Annotated in this window: 15 protein-coding genes and 1 pseudogene; 10 read left to right on the plus strand and 6 right to left on the minus strand. The window is 42.3% G+C overall.

Annotated features, from left to right (window positions below; all coding sequences use genetic code 11):
- Positions 1 to 66 precede the first annotated feature (66 nt).
- From thiC to L0B17_RS10085, 8 genes and pseudogenes are all read left to right on the plus strand, one after another.
- Positions 67 to 2,051: pseudogene (gene thiC, locus L0B17_RS10050) on the plus strand (phosphomethylpyrimidine synthase ThiC).
- Positions 2,051 to 4,129: a bifunctional hydroxymethylpyrimidine kinase/phosphomethylpyrimidine kinase gene (locus L0B17_RS10055; protein ID WP_235084507.1), complete on the plus strand. Its 2,079-nt coding sequence runs from the start codon at positions 2,051 to 2,053 to the stop codon at positions 4,127 to 4,129. Before thiC ends, L0B17_RS10055 begins: the two are co-directional and overlap by 1 nt.
- The gene (locus tag L0B17_RS10060; RefSeq protein WP_235084510.1) at positions 4,126 to 4,941 is read left to right on the plus strand and encodes a HesA/MoeB/ThiF family protein; all 816 of its coding nucleotides are present in this window, start codon (positions 4,126 to 4,128) and stop codon (positions 4,939 to 4,941) included. Before L0B17_RS10055 ends, L0B17_RS10060 begins: the two co-directional genes overlap by 4 nt.
- Before the next feature lie 109 nt (positions 4,942 to 5,050).
- Positions 5,051 to 5,254 (plus strand): sulfur carrier protein ThiS, encoded by a 204-nt coding sequence (thiS, locus tag L0B17_RS10065; RefSeq protein ID WP_235084512.1) that lies wholly within the window; start codon positions 5,051 to 5,053, stop codon positions 5,252 to 5,254.
- A 1-nt stretch (position 5,255) separates the two neighbouring features.
- Positions 5,256 to 6,032: a thiazole synthase gene (locus L0B17_RS10070; RefSeq protein ID WP_235084515.1), complete on the plus strand. Its 777-nt coding sequence runs from the start codon at positions 5,256 to 5,258 to the stop codon at positions 6,030 to 6,032.
- The gene (thiH, locus tag L0B17_RS10075) at positions 6,032 to 7,144 is read left to right on the plus strand and encodes a 2-iminoacetate synthase ThiH (RefSeq protein ID WP_235084517.1); all 1,113 of its coding nucleotides are present in this window, start codon (positions 6,032 to 6,034) and stop codon (positions 7,142 to 7,144) included. Before L0B17_RS10070 ends, thiH begins: the two co-directional genes overlap by 1 nt.
- A gap of 82 nt (positions 7,145 to 7,226) precedes the next feature.
- Entirely contained in the window at positions 7,227 to 7,508 is a 282-nt protein-coding gene (locus L0B17_RS10080; protein WP_235084519.1) for a chemotaxis protein, read from the plus strand.
- A gap of 73 nt (positions 7,509 to 7,581) precedes the next feature.
- Positions 7,582 to 9,150 (plus strand): putative metalloprotease CJM1_0395 family protein, encoded by a 1,569-nt coding sequence (locus tag L0B17_RS10085; protein ID WP_235084521.1) that lies wholly within the window; start codon positions 7,582 to 7,584, stop codon positions 9,148 to 9,150.
- Here the strand turns inward: L0B17_RS10085 and L0B17_RS10090 are convergent.
- Both L0B17_RS10090 and L0B17_RS10095 read right to left on the minus strand, forming a co-directional pair.
- Positions 9,126 to 10,049 (minus strand): LysR family transcriptional regulator, encoded by a 924-nt coding sequence (locus L0B17_RS10090; protein ID WP_235084523.1) that lies wholly within the window; start codon positions 10,047 to 10,049, stop codon positions 9,126 to 9,128. The two genes, L0B17_RS10085 and L0B17_RS10090, sit on opposite strands and share 25 nt — an antisense overlap.
- A gap of 196 nt (positions 10,050 to 10,245) precedes the next feature.
- Positions 10,246 to 10,650, minus strand: coding sequence for a DUF1801 domain-containing protein (locus L0B17_RS10095; RefSeq protein WP_235084524.1), 405 nt, complete (start codon positions 10,648 to 10,650; stop codon positions 10,246 to 10,248).
- Between the two features lie 314 nt (positions 10,651 to 10,964).
- Here L0B17_RS10095 and L0B17_RS10100 point away from each other — a divergent pair, with 314 nt between their 5' ends.
- A complete protein-coding gene (locus L0B17_RS10100; RefSeq protein WP_235084527.1) occupies positions 10,965 to 11,531 on the plus strand; it encodes a DUF6843 domain-containing protein in 567 nt (188 codons plus the stop codon).
- Between the two features lie 541 nt (positions 11,532 to 12,072).
- On the opposite strand, the gene asnB is transcribed toward L0B17_RS10100, so the two are convergent.
- From asnB to L0B17_RS10120, 4 genes are all read right to left on the minus strand, one after another.
- Positions 12,073 to 13,740, minus strand: a complete 1,668-nt coding sequence (gene asnB, locus L0B17_RS10105; protein WP_235084528.1) for an asparagine synthase B — start codon at positions 13,738 to 13,740, stop codon at positions 12,073 to 12,075.
- Positions 13,741 to 14,091: 351 nt separating this feature from the next.
- Positions 14,092 to 15,768 carry a M28 family metallopeptidase gene (locus L0B17_RS10110; protein ID WP_235084531.1) on the minus strand — a complete coding sequence of 559 codons (1,677 nt, stop codon included), beginning with the start codon at positions 15,766 to 15,768 and terminating at the stop codon, positions 14,092 to 14,094.
- A gap of 236 nt (positions 15,769 to 16,004) precedes the next feature.
- The gene (locus tag L0B17_RS10115) at positions 16,005 to 16,751 is read right to left on the minus strand and encodes an HAD-IIA family hydrolase (RefSeq protein ID WP_235084533.1); all 747 of its coding nucleotides are present in this window, start codon (positions 16,749 to 16,751) and stop codon (positions 16,005 to 16,007) included.
- A 160-nt stretch (positions 16,752 to 16,911) separates the two neighbouring features.
- Positions 16,912 to 18,288 (minus strand): L-serine ammonia-lyase, encoded by a 1,377-nt coding sequence (locus L0B17_RS10120; RefSeq protein ID WP_235084534.1) that lies wholly within the window; start codon positions 18,286 to 18,288, stop codon positions 16,912 to 16,914.
- Between the two features lie 356 nt (positions 18,289 to 18,644).
- Here L0B17_RS10120 and nagZ point away from each other — a divergent pair, with 356 nt between their 5' ends.
- The gene (nagZ, locus tag L0B17_RS10125; protein WP_235084536.1) at positions 18,645 to 19,661 is read left to right on the plus strand and encodes a beta-N-acetylhexosaminidase; all 1,017 of its coding nucleotides are present in this window, start codon (positions 18,645 to 18,647) and stop codon (positions 19,659 to 19,661) included.
- Positions 19,662 to 19,977 lie beyond the last annotated feature (316 nt).

Below are 19,977 nucleotides of genomic sequence, written 5' to 3' on the forward strand. Positions count from 1 at the left end.
ATTGCTCGCTCTCAACACATTTTCCTCCAGACAAGCAACTTTCTCTCATTTTATTCGAGGTTGCTCATGTCAAATCGTCGCGAAACCCGTGCTAGTGCACAAGCTTTTATTGATAACTTAAAACCATTACAACACCCCAATTCTGAGAAAATTTATCTGCAAGGTAGCCGCGCAGATTTACACGTGGCCATGCGCCAAATTCATCAAACCGATACTATTCTAGGTGGTGATGACACCAATCCCATTACAGAAAAAAATCCCCCGTTAAGGGTTTACGATTGTGCTGGTGCGTATTCAGACCCCCATGCTGAAATTAATGTGCGCCTCGGTTTAGCCAAGCTTCGTCAAGCTTGGATTGAGGAGCGTGATGATACCGAAGCACTTGATGGTGCGAGCTCCCATTTTACCCAGCAACGTTTGGCCGATGATGGTCTGGACCATTTACGTTTTGATGCGTTAGTACCGCCGCGCCGCGCTAAAGTGGGTAAGCGGGTGACACAAATGCATTACGCTCGCCAAGGGATTATTACCGCAGAAATGGAATACATTGCGATACGTGAAAACATGGCAAGACAAGAGGTTAGTGACCCAGTGCTAACAACAAAAGCCAAGGGTGAAGCGTTTGGTGCCGTGATTGGCGAGTTAATTACCCCTGAATTTGTCCGCAGTGAAGTGGCGAGAGGCCGGGCAATTATTCCGCTTAATATTAATCATCCAGAATCAGAACCTATGATTATTGGCCGTAACTTCTTAGTCAAAGTAAACGCCAATATTGGTAACTCAGCGGTGACATCATCAATTGAAGAAGAAGTTGAAAAGCTGGTGTGGTCTACCCGCTGGGGCGCAGATACCGTCATGGACTTATCGACTGGCCGTTATATTCACGAAACCCGCGAATGGATCATTCGAAACTCACCGGTTCCTATTGGTACTGTGCCCATTTATCAAGCGCTAGAAAAAGTAAATGGTGTTGCTGAAGATCTAAATTGGGAAGTATTTAGAGATACCCTAATTGAACAAGCCGAGCAGGGCGTTGATTATTTTACCATTCATGCAGGTGTGTTATTACGCTATGTGCCTATGACAGCCAAACGCTTAACCGGCATGGTGTCTCGTGGTGGTTCTATAATGGCCAAGTGGTGTTTAAGTCATCATAAAGAAAGCTTTTTGTATGAACGCTTTCGAGATATTTGTGAGATTTGTGCCGCCTATGACGTGTCACTGTCATTAGGTGATGGTATGCGTCCTGGCTCGATTGCTGATGCCAATGATGAAGCGCAATTTGCTGAATTAGAAACCTTGGGCGAGCTGGTTAAAATTGCCTGGGAATACGATGTACAAACCATCATCGAAGGCCCAGGTCATGTGCCAATGCAGTTGATTAAAATCAACATGGAAAAACAATTAACACTTTGTGATGAAGCACCATTTTATACCTTAGGCCCACAAACAACTGACATTGCCCTGGTTATGATCATTTTACCTCTGGCATAGGTGCAGCCATGATGGCCTGGTATGGCGTAGCAATGCTGTGTTATGTCACCCCAAAAGAGCATTTAGGCTTACCCAATAAAGAAGATGTAAAACAAGGGCTAATAGCCTACAAGATAGCCGCACATGCCGCTGATGTTGCCAAAGGGCATCCAGGGGCACAAGTACGTGATAACGCATTATCAAAAGCACGTTTTGAATTCCGTTGGGAAGATCAATATAACCTAGGGCTTGATCCTGATACCGCCAGAGCTTATCACGATGAGTCTTTGCCACAGGAGTCGGCTAAAGTGGCGCACTTCTGCTCAATGTGTGGACCTAAATTTTGTTCGATGAAAATCACTCAGGACGTGCGTGAATATGCGGCCAACCTTGAAAAACAAGCACTGCAAAATGTTGAGGTGATTTCGCCGGCTGATTATCAGTCCTATCAAGCACAGGGCCAAGCGGTTCAATCTAAGGATTCGATAGCTGAACAAATGGCACAAAAATCAGCTGAGCTTAAAGCGACAGGTTCAAATTTGTACCATCAAAAATCGGTGGTAGAGGTTGCTGAATAATGGCTCCAACGATTCAACATACCCAGAGATCAGCTTGGCAGATCACACAAGATTTAGCGGAGCAAAATTCCGCTAAACAGAATAGTGCTTTGCCAATAGTGTGGACTATTGCAGGCTCAGACAGTGGTGGCGGAGCGGGCATTCAAGCCGACTTGGCCACTATTAATGACTTGCAATGTCATGGCTGCAGTGTCATTACCACGCTTACCGCTCAAAACTCAGTTAAGGTGGCATTAGTTGAGGCTGTGTCAGAGAAAATGTTACTGGCGCAGCTCAACACGCTAGCTGCAGATATGCCACCTAAAGCGATTAAAATTGGTTTGCTTGCTAATCAAGGTCAGCTTAATCAGTTGGCTAGTTGGTTACGGGACTTCAGTATTAATCGTACTCAAACACTGGCCGACGGGTCATCAATAGGGATTATTCTAGACCCTGTTATGGTAGCAAGCAGTGGTGATAAGCTTAATCAGCACAGGCTAGATTTTAGTCCGTTTAAAGGGGTGATTAGTTTGATTACCCCAAATCAGATGGAGTTAATTAGTCTATTTGAAGCAACAGAAGCTAAAGCGGCAAACGTTAGTGGGACTGATGATAAAGGTGGTCAAAATAAGCTAGCTAATATTCAAAGTAACACGCTTGATGGCATGGTTCATATGGCCAAGCAAGTGAGCGATTATTTTGACTGTAATATTGTTGCTAAAGGTGGCGATGCGCCATGGCAAGGCGATAAAGCCCATGATGTCTATATTAGCCAGCATGTAATAGGTGGCAGTATTGAGCATAATAACAGCGGGTTTATATTAAGCTCAAACCGAGTTAATACCGTGAATAATCATGGTAGTGGTTGCACTTTATCATCAGCAATTGCCAGCTTTTTGGCACAAAATTTTGTTTTGCACGATGCTATCGTTTTAGCAAAAGCCTATGTTAATAACGGCCTTAAGCACAGTACTAAACTGGGTCAAGGCCCTGGATGTTTAGCCAGAACCGGTTGGCCAACCTCGCTTGAATTAATGCCGCATATTGTAAAGTTAGCAGCAGATTCGACAACTACCGATACTGCGCCAGAAGGTGCAAGTCCCGCGGTTAAGTCAAAGCTGACAATTGAGCAGCAAGTTGAGGGTTCACAGGCTAAAACAGCTGCATTTAATTTCACCAAATTGTCGACGCCATTAGGCATTTACCCTGTAGTGTCGTCGGTAGATATGTTAGAGCAGTTATTGCAAGCGGGTTGTAAAACAGTGCAGCTGCGGATAAAACAAGATGCTGAATATCCACTTTCATCTTCTAATGACAAGGTGCACAGTTTTGTCGATGAACAGCACAAAGCTATGTGGTTATCGAAATATGGCTCAGGGAACTCAATCTCAGCTCCGATAGCCTTAGCGCCGCTAATTGCCACTAACCACCACCTAGAAACGCACCAGTTAGAGCAACAGCAGCTGGAGCAACAAATACAGCGGGCAATTCAGCTAGGCCAAGACTTTAATGCCCAATTGTTTATTAATGATCATTGGCAGCTTGCGCTTAAGCATGGTGCATTTGGAGTACATTTAGGCCAAGAGGATGCCTTAGTTGCAGATTTATCAGCCCTTGCTGCAAATAATATCGCGCTTGGGTTATCTAGCCACAGTTACTTTGAAATACTGCTAGCGACTCAATTGCAGCCATCCTATATTGCCTTAGGGCATATATTTGCCACCACCACTAAACAGATGCCATCTAAGCCACAGGGGTTATCTAAACTGGCTTGTTATGTGTCGCTATTAAATGGCCATTATCCTACCGTAGCTATCGGGGGAATTGATGGTGATTGCTTAAAAGAGGTTGCCGAAACAGGCGTAAATAATGTTGCTGTGGTGCGAGCGATAACCCAGGCCAAAGATACCACAGTTGCCTATAAAAGCTTGAGTGAGCAATGGCAGCAATTAACCGAGCCGTCATTTCAAACTGAAACAACACAGCAAACTGAATCGACTTCTCAAACCAGATCGACTCCGCCAACTCAGTCTGAACGACAAACCCAGTACCAAGACGTTGACATTACCGCTACCCAAACGCATTTGGAGGGCATATGAAAGTCAGCCTAAATGATCATGAATACATTCGGTATTCAAAACAAATGTTACTGACAGATGTGTCTGAACAAGGCCAGTTAGCCTTGATGAATGCTACCGCTATTATCGTAGGAGTTGGTGGTTTAGGGCAGCTGGTGGCGCAATACTTAGCTGCATCTGGAGTGAGTATAATTCATCTTATTGATGGCGATAAAGTGGAGCTGTCTAACTTGCCTAGACAAATATTGTTTAATATCGATGATATAGGGATTAATAAAGCCAGTGTTGCTGTGAAAAAATTACATCAAAGGAATGTGAATTGTGACTTGAGCGCTCATCAGGTGTTGATTGGTGCAGATAATTATCAAGCATTGTTTAACAGCCTGATACCAACATCTTTACCCGCTAATGGCACTTCGTCTGTCGTATTGTTTGACTGTAGCGACAACTTTGCGACCCGGCAATTAGTTAATCGGATCGCAATTGAATATAAATTGCCGCTGATCAGTGCATCAATATCTGCCGATCAAGGCCAATGGTTCGCCTATCTACCTTTGGCTGCATCGTCTGCGTCGCAAACTTCAACCATCAATCTTCACGGTTGCTATCACTGCGTTTATCCATCCGACAGCATATTAAGCCAAAATTGTAGCCAAGCAGGGGTGTTAGGCCCAGCAGTTGGCGTTATGGCATCAATGCAGGCATTAGCTGGTATGAATCAGATTATTGGCCGGCCAATAGAGTACGGTGTGTTACATCGTTTTGATGCGAAAAGATTATCCTGGTCAAAAGCCAAAATGAATATTGATAAGCATTGCTATGTTTGCCAGTAACGGTTAGCTCAGTGCTGATAAAAGTCGCTGACTAAGTTTACTGATAAAGCGAGACAGATCAAAGTTGTTGAAAAGTAATACTAACAAACAGAATAGTTAAGGTGCAGTGATGATTGAAATCAACATCAATGGAGAGCTTCAGCGTCTTCAACCCAATACCTCATTAGCCCAAGTGCTAATGCTAAAACAAATAGAGCCCAAAAGCGTTGCACTTGTGGTTAATCAGCAAATCATACCACGCAGCGAGTGGCATCAATACCAATGCCAAGCTAATGATCAAGTTGAATTTTTTTCCGCCGTAGCAGGAGGGTAATATGTTAACGATAGCCGATCATCAATTTGAATCCCGCCTATTCACTGGTACAGGTAAGTTTGCTAATTCGGCCACTATGTTGGCCTCTATCGAAGCGTCAAAGTCACAGTTAGTGACGCTAGCGATGAAGCGTATCGATTTCAAAAATGGACTGGATGATTTACTCAGGCCATTGCAGCAATTAGGGGTAAAACTATTACCTAATACTGCGGGCGCAAGAAATGCCAAAGAGGCCATTTTTGCCGCCGAGCTTGCCTATGAAATGCTAGGCACCAAATGGATTAAGTTAGAAATTCATCCCGATCCAAAATACTTAATGCCCGATCCTATAGAGACATTAATTGCTGCTAAAGCGTTATGTGAAAAAGGCTTTATTGTTTTGCCCTATATTCATGCTGACCCAGTATTGTGCCGGCGTTTAGAAGAAGTGGGCTGCGCTGCAGTGATGCCACTGGGAAGCCCTATTGGCAGTAATCAAGGCTTAGCCACACAAGCCTTTTTAAAAATCATTATTGAGCAGTCAAGCATACCAGTGATTGTGGATGCTGGTATCGGTGCACCTTCACAAGCCTGTCATGCAATGGAGATGGGAGCCGATGCTGTGTTAGTAAATACCGCCATTGCCAGCAGCGCTAATCCTGTTTCAATGGCCGATTGCTTTAAAAAGGCAGTCCAAAGTGGTCGACAAGCTTATGAGGCAGGCCTGGGGGCGGTTAGCGCTAATGCTCAAAATACCAGTCCGTTAACCGGTTTTTTAACCTCTGGGTCGGTTAGCTAATGCGCTATTCAGACCAATTTAATCAGCTTAATATTGATGATTTATCAATGAAACTGTATGCCTGCTCAGCCAAAGATGTAGAGCGAGCATTACAGTATCCAAGTGGCGATCTAAACAGTTTAATGGCGCTGTTATCGCCCGCGGCACAGCCGTATATTGAGCAAATGGCACAGCAGTCGGCTCGTTTAACTCGACAGCGTTTTGGGGCTAACTTAGGTTTGTACTTACCATTATATTTATCAAATTTGTGCGCCAATGAATGTGATTACTGTGGTTTTACTATGAGTAATAAAATCAAACGCAAAACCTTAAACGATGATGAAATTTTAGCCGAAGTGGCTATCATTAAATCCCGTGGTTTTGACTCTATTTTGTTAGTTTCTGGCGAACATGAAACCAAAGTTGGTATCGAATATTTTGCTCACGTTTTACCGCAAATAAAGCAGCATTTTAGTTATGTGGCAATGGAGGTTCAGCCGCTTGAAACAGATGAGTATCGTCGTCTAGTTTCCCAAGGGTTAGATGCTGTAATGGTTTATCAAGAAACCTATCGGGCGCGCACGTACGCAAAACATCATACCCGCGGTAAAAAACAAGATTTTAATTATCGTCTCGATACGCCTGACAGGGTGGCAGAGTCAGGCGTAGATAAAATTGGGTTAGGTGTGCTGTTAGGGTTAGATGACTGGCGTATCGATGCGTTATTAATGGGGTATCATCTTGATTACCTTGAGCGACAATACTGGCGGACTCGCTACAGTATTTCACTGCCAAGATTACGCCCATGCACAGGGGGAATTGAACCTAAAGTAGTGTTAACTGATATAGGTTTAGTGCAAATGATTTGTGCATTTAGACTGTTTAATCATCAGCTTGATATTAGTTTATCCACCCGTGAAACACCTGAGTTTAGGGATAACTTATTGCCCCTTGGGATAACCAATATCAGTGCGGGCAGTTCAACCCAACCAGGCGGTTATCAGCAGCCTGATAGTCAGTTGGATCAGTTTGAAATAAGCGACCAGCGTAATGTCGAACAGGTGATAATAGCCATGCAACAAAAGGGCTTTAATCCTGTGTTTAAAGATTGGGAAAATAGCTGGATAAAATGATAATTGAAATGGTTAAATACTGTACATTTTAGCCAGTGTGAGCGATACTGAGTGAAGTTTTTTGGTTATTAGAGGACGTATTATGCAAATTCAATCCGCGTATTCATCGGGCGTTCAAGGTTTACAAAATTCACAACAAGGTCTGGCGCAGGCAACTACCGCTGTAGCAGCGCCCGATCCTAAGCCGACAGGACCTGCGGCTCAACAGGACACGGTAACATTAAGTAGCCAAGCTGTTGCACAGTCAGATAAAACCAGCGCATTAGTGTCTGCGGTTGAATCAAGACAGCAGGGCGAAGCTTCAGTTAAAGTGATAGAAGCCGCCACCGAAACGGTTGGCAGCATCATCAATATTGAGGCCTAATGAGGTAAGTGAGCGGTGACCGTTTAATCAGTATTTAGCGCCACAGCAACACTTATTTCACTTGTGATGAAAAATGGACATTCGTCAATCAAGCTTAGCAACCAGTAATTTTCAACCTGCGACGAGTCAATCTAAGCAGGTTGAAGTCGTTTCTGCTTCAAGCTTAGCTTCAGCAAACTTGGCTTCAACCAGTTCAGTATCAACCAGTGCGGCTTCAAGCGCCCGTTTAGCTGCCAATGTGGCAGTTACCACGGCTAGGCCAATTGCTAAATCAACCGTTACACCAACGGCTCCTGCTGTTAGCCAAAATGTATCGCCAGTGTTGACTACTTCTGCCGTTAAAACAGCAAGTTTTGCTACTGTATCGGCTATCAACACCAATAGCGTCGCAGCCAATCAAACTCCTAGTGTTCCCCCGACTAACAGTTCCAGTGTTAGTCCATCTAATGGATTTAATTTACGCACAGGGGCAAGTCATGTTGCGGCAATTAATCCTGCCCAAATAGCTAAACCTGAAGTCAGCCAAGCAAGTACTGTTAATCAAGCAAGTACTATTAATGTTGATGCAATACAAGCAGTCAATATTTTTGCCACAACAGAACCTAGTGAAACAGAATCTACTAATACCAAAACCGATTATCAGCAGTTGTTTCAACAGCAAACACAAACCGAGCCCAATGCGGAAGTTGAAAAAGAGCGCATTAACCCTTTTGAAGATAAAACCCCGCCAAGTGAGATTAATACCGGGTTTAGTCAAAGTGCTGTTAGTCAGAGTGCGGTTAATCAAGATCCCGATAATCGTCAGCAAGACGCTCAAGTAAACGATCAAGCGCAACAAGCAGAACAAGCTTCAACATCAGAACAAGCCATTGCAGCTGAGCAACAAAAACAGCAGCAACAAGCGCAAGAACAACAGAAACAGCAAGCTAGCGATCAAGTAGAACAGCAGCAACAAAAAATTGTTCAAGCTGAACAACAGCAGGTAAGTGAACTGTCAAAGCGTGATATTGAAGTAAAAACACACGAACAAGCCCACAAAGCTGTGGGGGGAATGTTTGCTCAAAGTCCTTCTTATTCTTACGAAAAAGGCCCTGACGGCAAACGTTATGCGGTTGATGGTGAAGTTCAAATTGATGTCGGTGTAATAGCCGGTGATCCACAAGCAACCTTCAATAAAATGCAGAAAGTATACGCAGCTGCAATGGCGCCTAACCAGCCATCTAGTGCCGATATTCGTGTCGCAGCAGAAGCAGTGCAGCGAATGAATCAAGCTAAAGCTGAGATGGCAGATTTACGTCAGGAAAAAATAATACCCGCTGAAAATATTCAGCATATCAATGAATTAGCTAATACCTATAAGCAGGCTGATGCGGAACAAAATGGATTTCAGCAGTCGCAGTTAGCGCCTTTTACCTTGGCAGCAAATAACAAAACGGCTTCAGTGGGAGTCAATTCGCCTGAGTTACAAGCTGATCCTAAAAGTCGTTTTAGTCAAAAGATGGCTGAATCACAAGACACCCAAACACCTCAAGTACCACTAGCAACCTTAGCTTATTTACAAAACCAAGCAGATCCCAAAACTTCCGCATCTAACTCTGCAATGTACGATAAATCACGTCAGGCATTAGCTTTTTCAGTATAACGCTGACTTGTTTCTATTTGATGCTGCAATAAAATCAAACTTTCTAATAAACGACAGGCAGGGCCTTGTCGGTCTCTATTAGGCACAATCAAATTTAAGGTTATTCTGCGTTGATAACTGCCATGCAGTTTCAATTTATGTAACTTACCTTGCTGTAAGTCATGTTCAACTAAAAAGTTGGGGATCCAACAAAACCCTAGCTGGCGGCCTAAAATTACCTTGGCTTCATGAAAGTTAGATACGGTAATACGTTGTTCTGCTTTTAGCCAACCAATATCATTCATCGAGTTTGACCCAGTATCTTTAATCACTATCTGCAAATGCTGTGCAAGCTGTTTTTCATCTTCAATACTGTCTAACTGAGCCAATGGATGGTTAGGGTGACACACTAATTCAAAATCACATTCACATAGTGGTTGCGCTAAATGTCCCCGTGGTGGGGTAGCACAAATAGCAATATTAACCATCTGCTGATTAATTAAATCATGGGTGCCTGAAATAACTGAATCAAGCACAGACACGCGTGTACCACGACTGAGGGGAATAAATGCTTCAAGCGCATCGACTAACTTTTCAGTAGGGTAAATAATCTCTTTGGCTATGGTTAAACTTGGCTCCCAGCCTTGACCTAAGTTAGTGGCAAGCTGCTCGAGTTCATCTACAGATTGGGTTAAATGACGTGATCGACGCAGTAATACTTCACCTTGTTCAGTCAGATAGGCTTTACGACCTTTTACTTCTAATAACTGAATACCTAATTGATGCTGTAATTTTGCCACCGCATGGTTGAGTGATGATTGGCTTTTATTAAGTTGTTCGGCTGCTTGAGCATAACCACCATGATCAACCACAGCTTGTAAAATTCGCCATTGCTCAAGGGTTGATTTAGCACGAGTCATATAAAAGCCTTTATAGTTAAATTCAGTTAGTTGAATGGCGTTAACCAGTACTCAGATAGTAGCATTTTGCAGCACAAAGCATAGTAGGAAGGGCGCTTTTAAAATCTGTTTTGGGTATGGATTCACTTTATCGTTATGCTTTACTTGTACAATTTCTGGGTAGACTTGTTTGTTAGCGCCTAATGTTAAAATTGATCTAAGCCCCAAGCAATGGTAAATGTTTGATACTTTTGTATTGCAGTGACAGCGTTAAACAATGTTCAATCACTTTAGTTGGAAGCGGACAATTAACGTTTAATACTATGGCTCTATTTCCCTGATATTGAATAACATCTGGATACAGCTCTCTAAATGTATCAACCAGTTTAGTGTTGCAGTTGAAAAAAATGAAATACTGCTCGGGGTATTTAGCTTTCCAGTCAATTCTTATCGGACTACCATTTTTAACCGCGTAACTCGGTTCACCCCATTTTAAAGTTTCTTCAACTTCACCTAAATTATGGTGACTGGCTATGTCGAAAATTAGCCTACGCAAATAAATTAATAATGGCTTTATCTGTTGAGGGTAGCTTTCAAATTTGTGTTGAACATCCATTTTCATGATCCCACTCTCTTTTTAAATACTGATTGTTATGACTAATTTGACTGAAGCCATTAAGCTTATCTCTGAATGCTGACTATCCGATGATTACAAGTGCATTACGTTTGCCTCTTAATTACAATAGTAGTTTTAAAGGGGCTGTCGGTGATGAACTATTTAGATAAGCTAATAAAAAACCTCAACTAAATTTTCATAAATTGCGGATTGGAATTACCATTTTACTTCTATCTCAGCAAATAGCGGCCATTTCATGCTGCTCGAAAAAGCCAGTTTAGAAAACTGTTTTAATGGCTTACTTATGTAAAGGCGACTTAATGAAATTCTTATTTAATATCCACCGTTTAAAAATACTGTTTATTAGCTTAATAATAACGTTACTTTCAGCCTGTACAGAGATAAAAAAAAGTGAACCTGTAATTTACCTAATACCTGAAGGCTATGTTGGCTCTTTATACATTATATTCAACGCACCAAATGGGTTGCCACCGAAATATGAAGGTGAATCTAGGGTATATGAAATACCGCCATCTGGTGTACTTGTTACACAAATGAATGCTAACGAAGGCTGGATTGAAAGTAGTAAAACACAATACTTTTTCGTGAATGATACTGGTGATAGAACGCCTATGAATGAAGACTCAGCATCAACAGAGCTGAATACGACTAACAGCAATGCAGAAACAACAAGAACCGTGTATGTCGGTGGTTTAGGGCAATCTGGCCCAATATATGGATGCACTGTGATTAATCAAAACTTTACGATTGGTACAGACTCTGAACAAATTGACAGCAAAAATTTGCTCGATATATACGATGCTATAAAGCTCAGAAATATAGATGAAAAACTTTTTGATAATATGTGTCAACAAGTGGTCAAGTAAAATTGGCCGCTACAGTTAAAATGTGGAGCGAAGCGGAACCTAACCTATAATTTGGTCAGAGTAAGCTTTACAGTAAGGCTGATTTTTACATCATTATTGACCGGCTTTATTTTCCCTAATAGGCGTGCTCGATGCTTGAGTTCGAGTTGACCTTGCGCTGTCCTTAAGTGGTTATACTTTAATCTGGCTTGAGGCGACAATCAATACCTTACTTCACATTATTTTTAAAAATTTCATTTAAAAATAACAGCTTGTATCAATACATATCTAATGAAGCTAAATCGAAGAGATTGAGTGGCGGAATGCAAATGCGGCTGCGACCTTTGCCAGCAGGGATGCTGGCGTAGAGCCCACATGGATGTGCTTGCGGCGTGTCGCAGAAGTGTTTGCACATAGGCTACTTGCAACATTTGAAATAAAAAACCAACGATTATTAGTCTAACAATATGAACTAGCAGCATAAAAAACGCCCGTGACATAAGTCGCGGGCGTTTAGGCATTGTTAAAATTTAAAACTGCAATCCAGAATCCAGAATCCAGTTTACTGGTAACTGCTGGCGTGTACGTTACGTACTGCGCGTCCTGATGGGTCGATAATGCCGCGTAAACTTTCATCCCAAGCCAATGCTTCTGGAGTCGAACAGGCAACTGATTTGCCACCTGGTACTGTTTCTGCAGCACTGGTTAATGGATAGAACTCTTCAAAGAAACAACGGTAAAAATAGGCTTCTTTGGTTTCTGGTGTATTGTAAGGGAAACGGAATTTCGCGTTTGCCAATTGCACATCATCAACGTGTTTACCCGCATGTTCTTTCAAGCCATCAATCCAAGAATAGCCTACACCATCACTGAATTGCTCTTTTTGACGCCATGCGACTTCTTTAGGCAGTTTATGTTCAAATGCCTGACGCAGAATGTGTTTTTCGATACGGCCATCTTTAGACATTTTCGCTTCAGGGTTGATGCGCATTGCGACATCCATGAATTCTTTGTCTAAGAAAGGCACGCGGGCTTCAAGTCCCCAAGCCGCCATAGCTTTGTTGGCACGTAAACAGTCGAACAAATGCAGTTTGTCTAACTTGCGGACTAATTCCTCGTGGAATGCCTGTGCGTTAGGGGCTTTGTGGAAGTATAAGTAACCACCAAATAATTCATCAGCACCTTCACCTGATAACACCATTTTAATGCCCATGGCTTTAATTTTTCGTGCCATTAAATACATAGGTGTCGCTGAACGAATAGTGGTGACATCGTAGGTTTCTAAGTGATAAATCACTTCTTTAATGGCATCTAACCCTTCTTGGAAAGTGTATACAATTGGGTGGTGAATGGTGCCAATGGCATCGGCCACTTTTTGTGCTGCCACTAAATCAGGTGATTCAGCTAAGCCAACGGCGAACGAGTGAAGTTGTGGCCACCAGGCACCGGTTTCACCATCGTTTTCAATACGATGTTTTGCATAGGTTTGGGTAATAGCTGACACAACGGAAGAGTCTAAACCGCCAGATAACAGTACGCCATAAGGCACGTCAGACATTAATTGACGTTTAACCGCCGCTTCTAAGGCTTCACGTAACTCATCAATACTGGCTGGGTTATCTTTAACCGCATCATATTCCATCCAGTCACGGACATAATATTGCGTTGGTTGACCATCTGCTGAATATAAATATTGGCCTGGTAAAAACTCTGCTACGGTTTTACATACTGGCATTAGTGCTTTCATTTCTGATGCTATGTAGAAGTTACCCGCAGTATCAAGCCCAGTGTAAAGCGGGATAATACCCATGTGATCACGACTGACCAAATAAGTTTTGTTGGCTTTGTCGTACAACACAAACGCAAAGATACCGTTAAGTTTATCTAAAAAGTCACAACCGTATTCCTGGTATAAAGATAAAATAACTTCACAGTCTGAGTTGGTTTGATATTGGTATTTATCGCCTAAATCAGCTTTAAGTTGCTTGTGGTTATAAATTTCACCGTTAACTGCTAATACTATGTTGCCGTCTTGACTGATCAGCGGCTGGGCACCATGGTCAACGTCGACAATGGCTAAACGCTCATGTGCAAGAATCGCATGTTCATCAGCATAAATGCCTGACCAATCTGGGCCACGGTGACGTAACAGTTTTGACATTTCAAGTGCCACTTGGCGAAGTTCACTTGCATCTGATTTGATATCTAAAATTGAGAATATTGAACACATAAGAGGACTCCAGCAACATTGTTTAATCTTTATCTGTTTGGTACTTTGACAGCATTTTATTCACTAGCCAAGTGTTATTTTTGATTAAAGCTCATTAAATATGTCTTTTTAGTGATTATGCGGTTGCTTAACTGGTTTTGTTTTGAGGATTGTTTATAAAATTTTATGATCTATTGATGAATCTTCGATTTAAGCAGGGAGAGGGCAATGTTTTTGAGGAATTGTTAATGATATGGCTGAAGATTATTAAGTGATAAAAATGTATTTTTTTAGCTAATTTTTGTATTTAGGTTTGAGAACAACATAAAAAAGAGCCCATTAACAAATGGGCTCTTTCAATATACTGAATAACTATTTAGCTGGACGTAGGCTATTAAACTCTGAGCCTGCTAGGTAACCTGGCCAATCTTGATTATTGCCTAGGCTCTCTGCCGCTTGGTAATACACTTGTAAGTCTTGCAATGCGCCGGATAAATCCCATGACTCATGATAATGATCACACACATTGTGGTAACAGCCTTTCATGGTTTTTTCCATTTCAGCTTTATAGACCGCGGTAGCATCATCAGGGGGCTCGCTGCCACCACCAGCAAAAACTGCTGGCACGCCGTACTTAGCAAAACTGAAGTGGTCTGAACGGAAAAATCCGCCCGATGCTGGGTTACGTTCTGATTTAACTTCACGGTTTTGCAGTTTGGCCGCATCGGCTAGGTAGTTTTCTAATTCAGACTGACCTTTACCAACGATGGTGTAATCTTTTGTTTTACCATAGACATTAGTGCTGTCTAAGTTAAATACCGCAACGGTTTTATCCAATGGGTAAATCGGGTTGGCTGCATAAAAGCGTGAACCTAATAAACCTTGCTCTTCACCCGTTGTTGCCACAAACGTTAATGAACGTTTTAAACCTTTGCCTTGTTTGGCTTGGGCTGCAAACTGACGGGCAATTTCCATAATACCCGCAGTACCAGAAGCATTATCTAGGGCACCGTTGTAAATTTGATCGCCTTCTTTGGTTTCATCTTTACCTATGTGATCCCAATGTGCGGTGAACAGCAACTGCTCATCTGCTTGGCTAGTGCCTTTTAAGGTGGCAACAACATTATAACTGTCGGCATATTCGGCTTTATTGGCAAACTTAATCGACGCAGTTTGAGCAAGTTCAACATTCACAGGCTCATCTGCAGCGCGCTCCATTAAGGTCGGTAATGAAAAGCCAGATTTTGTAAATAATTGCTTCGCTGCATCTAAGGTCATCCAGCCTTCTACTTGAATGCGATTATTCGCTTCATCAGTATTAAGCACTAAATCTTGTTGCGGACCTGTCCAGCTGTTTTCTACCACAGACCAAGGATAAGAAGCGGGTTTAGTGTCGTGAATGATAATGGCACCTAATGCGCCTTGACGACTGGCTTCTTCAAACTTATAGCTCCAGCGACCGTAGTAGGTCATGGCTAAACCATTAAACTTAGTGCCTTCAGGATTAGCAAAGCCTGGGTCATTGACTAAGATAACCGCGATCTTGCCTGTCATATCTATGCCGCTGTAATCATTCCATTGCGATTCAGGGGCATTAATGCCATAACCGACAAATACCAGTGGTGCTTTGTCGATAGTGATTTGCTCGTTGGCATGACGGCTACTCAATACAATGTCTTTGCGATACTGCATAGGTAAATCGGCCAGCGTAATGGTTTGCTGCTCGCTTGGGGTGTAGGTCACCATAGGCACAGCTTGTAGAAAGCTGCCTTGGTTGGCACCGGTTAATCCCATGTCGGTAAACTGTTTAGTCAGATAATCTAAGGTTAACTTTTCGCCTTTGGTGGTGGGTGCACGGCCTTCAAATTCGTCAGAAGACAGTACTTTTATATCTTGACGAAAACGTTGTTCGTCAAAGGTGACTAACTGGGTTGTTGAGTTGGCTAAAACGCTACTATTAGCCTGTGATACTTGTGCGTTGTCTTTAGTGTCGCCATTACAGGCGCTCACTAACAAGGCCACTGCGCAAAGGGGAAATAAATGCTTCATCAGTATTCCAAATATTATTTTTATTGTAAACCAAGGTGGTTTAATTCAGTTATTAGGCCAAGCGATTAGGTTTAGTTACTCGGTCTAGTCATTAAAAAGTGTAGTTAGAGATTGTGCGCTTTAACGTCTTGTTGATTATAATGAAGCAAGCCAGCACCTTATAAAAGTGTGCTGGCTTGAAAATGTGTTACCTAATGTAAATCTAGTCGCTTTAACTGGATGAATAAGTCAGCCAGTTAAATTACATCAATATCGCCGGCACAGGCGAATACATGGTTAGGTCTGAAGGGTTCTTTATCTATATCGGCCATTTGGCTTACGCCACTGGTCACCAAAATGGTTTCAAGACCAGCTTGGAATCCTGCCAAAATATCGGTACGCATATTATCGCCGATGATCACAGTATTTTCAGAATGCCCCTGAATATGATTAAGGGCCGAGCGAATAATCCAACTTGAAGGTTTACCGATATAAAATGGCATTTTGCCGGTAATACGCTCAATGGGTGCGCATAAAGCACCACAGGCTGGACTAAATCGCGGTCCATGGGTATCAGGATTCGTCGCAATAAAGCGCGCGCCGCCAGCAATAAAACGTGCTGCTTTATGGATCATGTCCCAGTTATATGAGCGGGTTTCGCCAATAATGACAAAGTCTGGGTTAATGTCGGTAATGGTAAAGCCAGCATTATACAGTTCATGGGTGAGGGCGCCTTCACCAATAACAAAAGCTTTAGTGCCTTTTTGATGCTTTAAAAAATCAGCAGTAGCCATCGCCGAGGTATAAAAACAGTCTTCGGGCACATTAATGCCTGCCGCGCCAAGTCGGTTTTGTAAGTCTTTACCGGTTTGCACTGGGTAGTTAGTTAATAAAACCAGCGGGTTGCCTTGTTCGATAATGCGATGAATAAACTTATCACTGCCTGGGATCAGCTTGTTATCGTGCAGTAATACGCCATCAATATCGCAGATAATATTCTTCATCAATTCAATCTCATCTTTTTAGCTAAAATGGGTTTTTCTATACTTTATATAACGCTAAATATTGGGTAATAACAATGTGTTTTAAATGAAAATGCCAACCTGAGTAGGTTGGCATTGATTTGTTGTTTGCGCTCAGCAATTAAAATCTAGCAGAAAGTGATTAACACTCTACAATATTCACCGCTAAACCACCTTTGGCGGTTTCTTTGTATTTACTGCGCATATCACGACCGGTATCCATCATGGTTTTAATCACTTTATCAAGAGATACCTTATGGTTACCGTCACCACGTAACGCCATGCGTGAGGCGTTAATGGCTTTTACCGCGCCCATCGCATTACGTTCAATACAGGGTACTTGTACTAAACCGCCAACTGGGTCGCAGGTTAGACCTAGGTTATGTTCCATACCTATTTCAGCAGCGTTTTCTACATGCTCTACAGTGCCGCCCATAATTTCAGTTAACGCACCTGCTGCCATAGAACAGGCTACGCCCACTTCACCCTGACAGCCAACCTCAGCACCTGAAATAGAGGCATTTTTCTTGTACAAAATACCAATAGCAGCAGCGGTTAATAAATATCGACTACATACATCTATATCCACTTCTTGCACAAACATGTCGTAGTAACATAATACCGCAGGGATAATACCCGCAGCGCCATTAGTTGGTGCGGTTACCACGCGAGCGCCGGCGGCATTTTGCTCGTTTACTGATAAGGCAAATAAATCTACCCAGTCCATTGCGGTTAACGGATCGGTGTTATTACGACCTTCTGCTTTTAGACGGCGATATAAAGAAGGTGCACGGCGGCGAAGTTTAAGGCCACCCGGTAATATGCCTTCTTTTTGATAACCGCGGTCAACACAGGTTTTCATGGTTTGCCAAATTTTCCATAAACCCTGTTTTACTTCTTCTTCGCTGGCAATACTCAGTTCATTAGCCATCATTAAAGATGAAATGCTTAAGCCGTTCTCACAACATAACTCTAATAATTGTGCTGCGCTGTTGAAATCATAGGGCGCTTCTTTAATCGGCGTTGCCGGAGAGGCATTACGTTGGGTGATTTCATCTTCATCAAGAATAAAACCACCACCAACTGAATAGTAAGTACGCTGATAGGTGATTTCACCTTTGGTTAACGCATATAACGTCATTGCGTTTGCATGGGCGGGTAAGGTTTTACGGCGATGGTAAGTTACGCCATTTTCACGGGTAAACTTAACTAATCTACCATCAGCAAGTTTCAGCTTTTGATCGTTTGATACCGCTTCTAAAATACCGTCAATGGCGTCGGTGTCGACGGTTTCTGGGTCTTCACCCATTAAGCCTAAAATAACCGCTTTGCCTGTGCCGTGACCTTTACCTGTTTGACCTAATGAGCCAAATAATTCTGACTGTAACTCGTCAATACCCGACAGTAGATCTTGATCTATCAGGTTTTGCATAAATATTTTGCCAGCTTTCATTGGGCCTACGGTATGGGAGCTAGACGGGCCAATACCGATTTTGAACATGTCAAATACGCTAATCATAATTTTTAGCCTTTATGTGGTCGTTTATTGTTTTAGTTATGTGAGAGTATTATCATCGCGCTATTAAAATCATCGCGTCACCATAGTCGAAGTCACTATAGTTGAAGTGACTTAATTATAGCTGATTTACTATAGTTGAGTGTTTTGTTATCTGTTTTGCTACCGAGATAGTAAAACAGATAGCAAAACACTGAACTCTTGTTTAATGGCATACTCGTATTTTTAACACGCGTTAAATTAGTTGAAGTATCCCATATTTTTGATAGGACAGTTCATTAGTTTTTTTTATGCATTATTTTCAGATTAGCCTAACTTATACATTAAGCTTACTAGGCTAAATTATTCGAGGTATACGATTGAGCTATTTAATGATGGATCTAGCAGGACTGACTGTGTCAGCGCTAGAAGCAGAGCAACTACAACATCCTCAAGTGGGCGGTATTATTCTATTTACCCGCAATTATTCTAATAAATCTCAACTCATTGAACTAGTCAAAGAGGTGAGAAATATTCGACCAGAGCTATTAATCGCCGTTGATCATGAAGGCGGTCGAGTGCAACGTTTTAAGCAGGACTTTACTCATATTCCTGCTATGGGCGATATTTTACCCGCAGCAAAAGGTGATTTGGCATTAGCAAAATTGTGGGCTAAAGAGTGCGGTTTTTTAATGGCGGTTGAATTACTTGCCTGTGATATCGATTTAAGCTTTGCACCTGTGTTAGATGTTAATGGCATTAGTGAAGTGATTGGTAAGCGAAGCTTTAGCGCAAATCCGGATGAAGTGACCAGCTTAGCGGCTGAGTTTATTCTAGGGATGGAACAAGCTGGCATGGCCGCTGTGGGTAAGCATTTTCCTGGCCATGGCAGTGTTGCTGCAGACTCACATGTGGCTATGCCTGTAGACAGTCGCAGCCAGGCGCAAATTGAAGCCTTTGATATGCAGCCTTTTGTGAGTTTAATGGCGAAAGGGCAATTAAATGGTGTTATGCCTGCACATGTTATTTATGATCAAGTTGATCCTAATCCGGCAGGATTCTCTACTTACTGGTTGCAAAATGTATTGCGCCAACGTTTAGGGTTTAAAGGGGTTATTTTTTCTGATGATTTAGGCATGAAGGGTGCCAGCTTTGCGGGCGACTATTTAGGCCGAGCGCAAGCAGCATTAGATGCAGGTTGTGACATGATTTTAGTTTGTAATGATCCAACCGGTGTGGCGACATTATTAAGCGAGTTTACCTGGCCTGCAAATGCACCAGTCGCCAATGCATTAAGTTTAAAACCTGACACACATAATGTGGTGAATGCATTAGAGCAAGATGCGCGCTGGTTAGCCGCAATTGAAACAGCTAAGCAAATCCACGCAGCAGTGTAACTTGTATTCGTCATTGCCGTCTGCCTGCGCAGCAGGCTGTCTGGTTAGTGCTTTAGATAGGATTAATAGGTAAACAGTCTATCCAAGAAGTGTGTAGTGCGATGGTTATCGCACTACATACAGTTTGAAAGTAACACTTGGTCTTGTGTCGCACCGAGTGGATAACTGAAGCAAGTGCGAGTCGATATCAAACACTTTATTCTTCCAGCTAAAAAAAAGCACCGAACGTTTCACGTTCAGTGCTTTACATACCAGTCGCTATCCACTTAAATATCAACAATGGTGCTTATTCGAATAGCATTACAACTTAAGTGGG

Origin of the sequence: Shewanella sp. OMA3-2, assembly GCF_021513195.1 — a bacterium.
Lineage (GTDB): Bacteria > Pseudomonadota > Gammaproteobacteria > Enterobacterales > Shewanellaceae > Shewanella.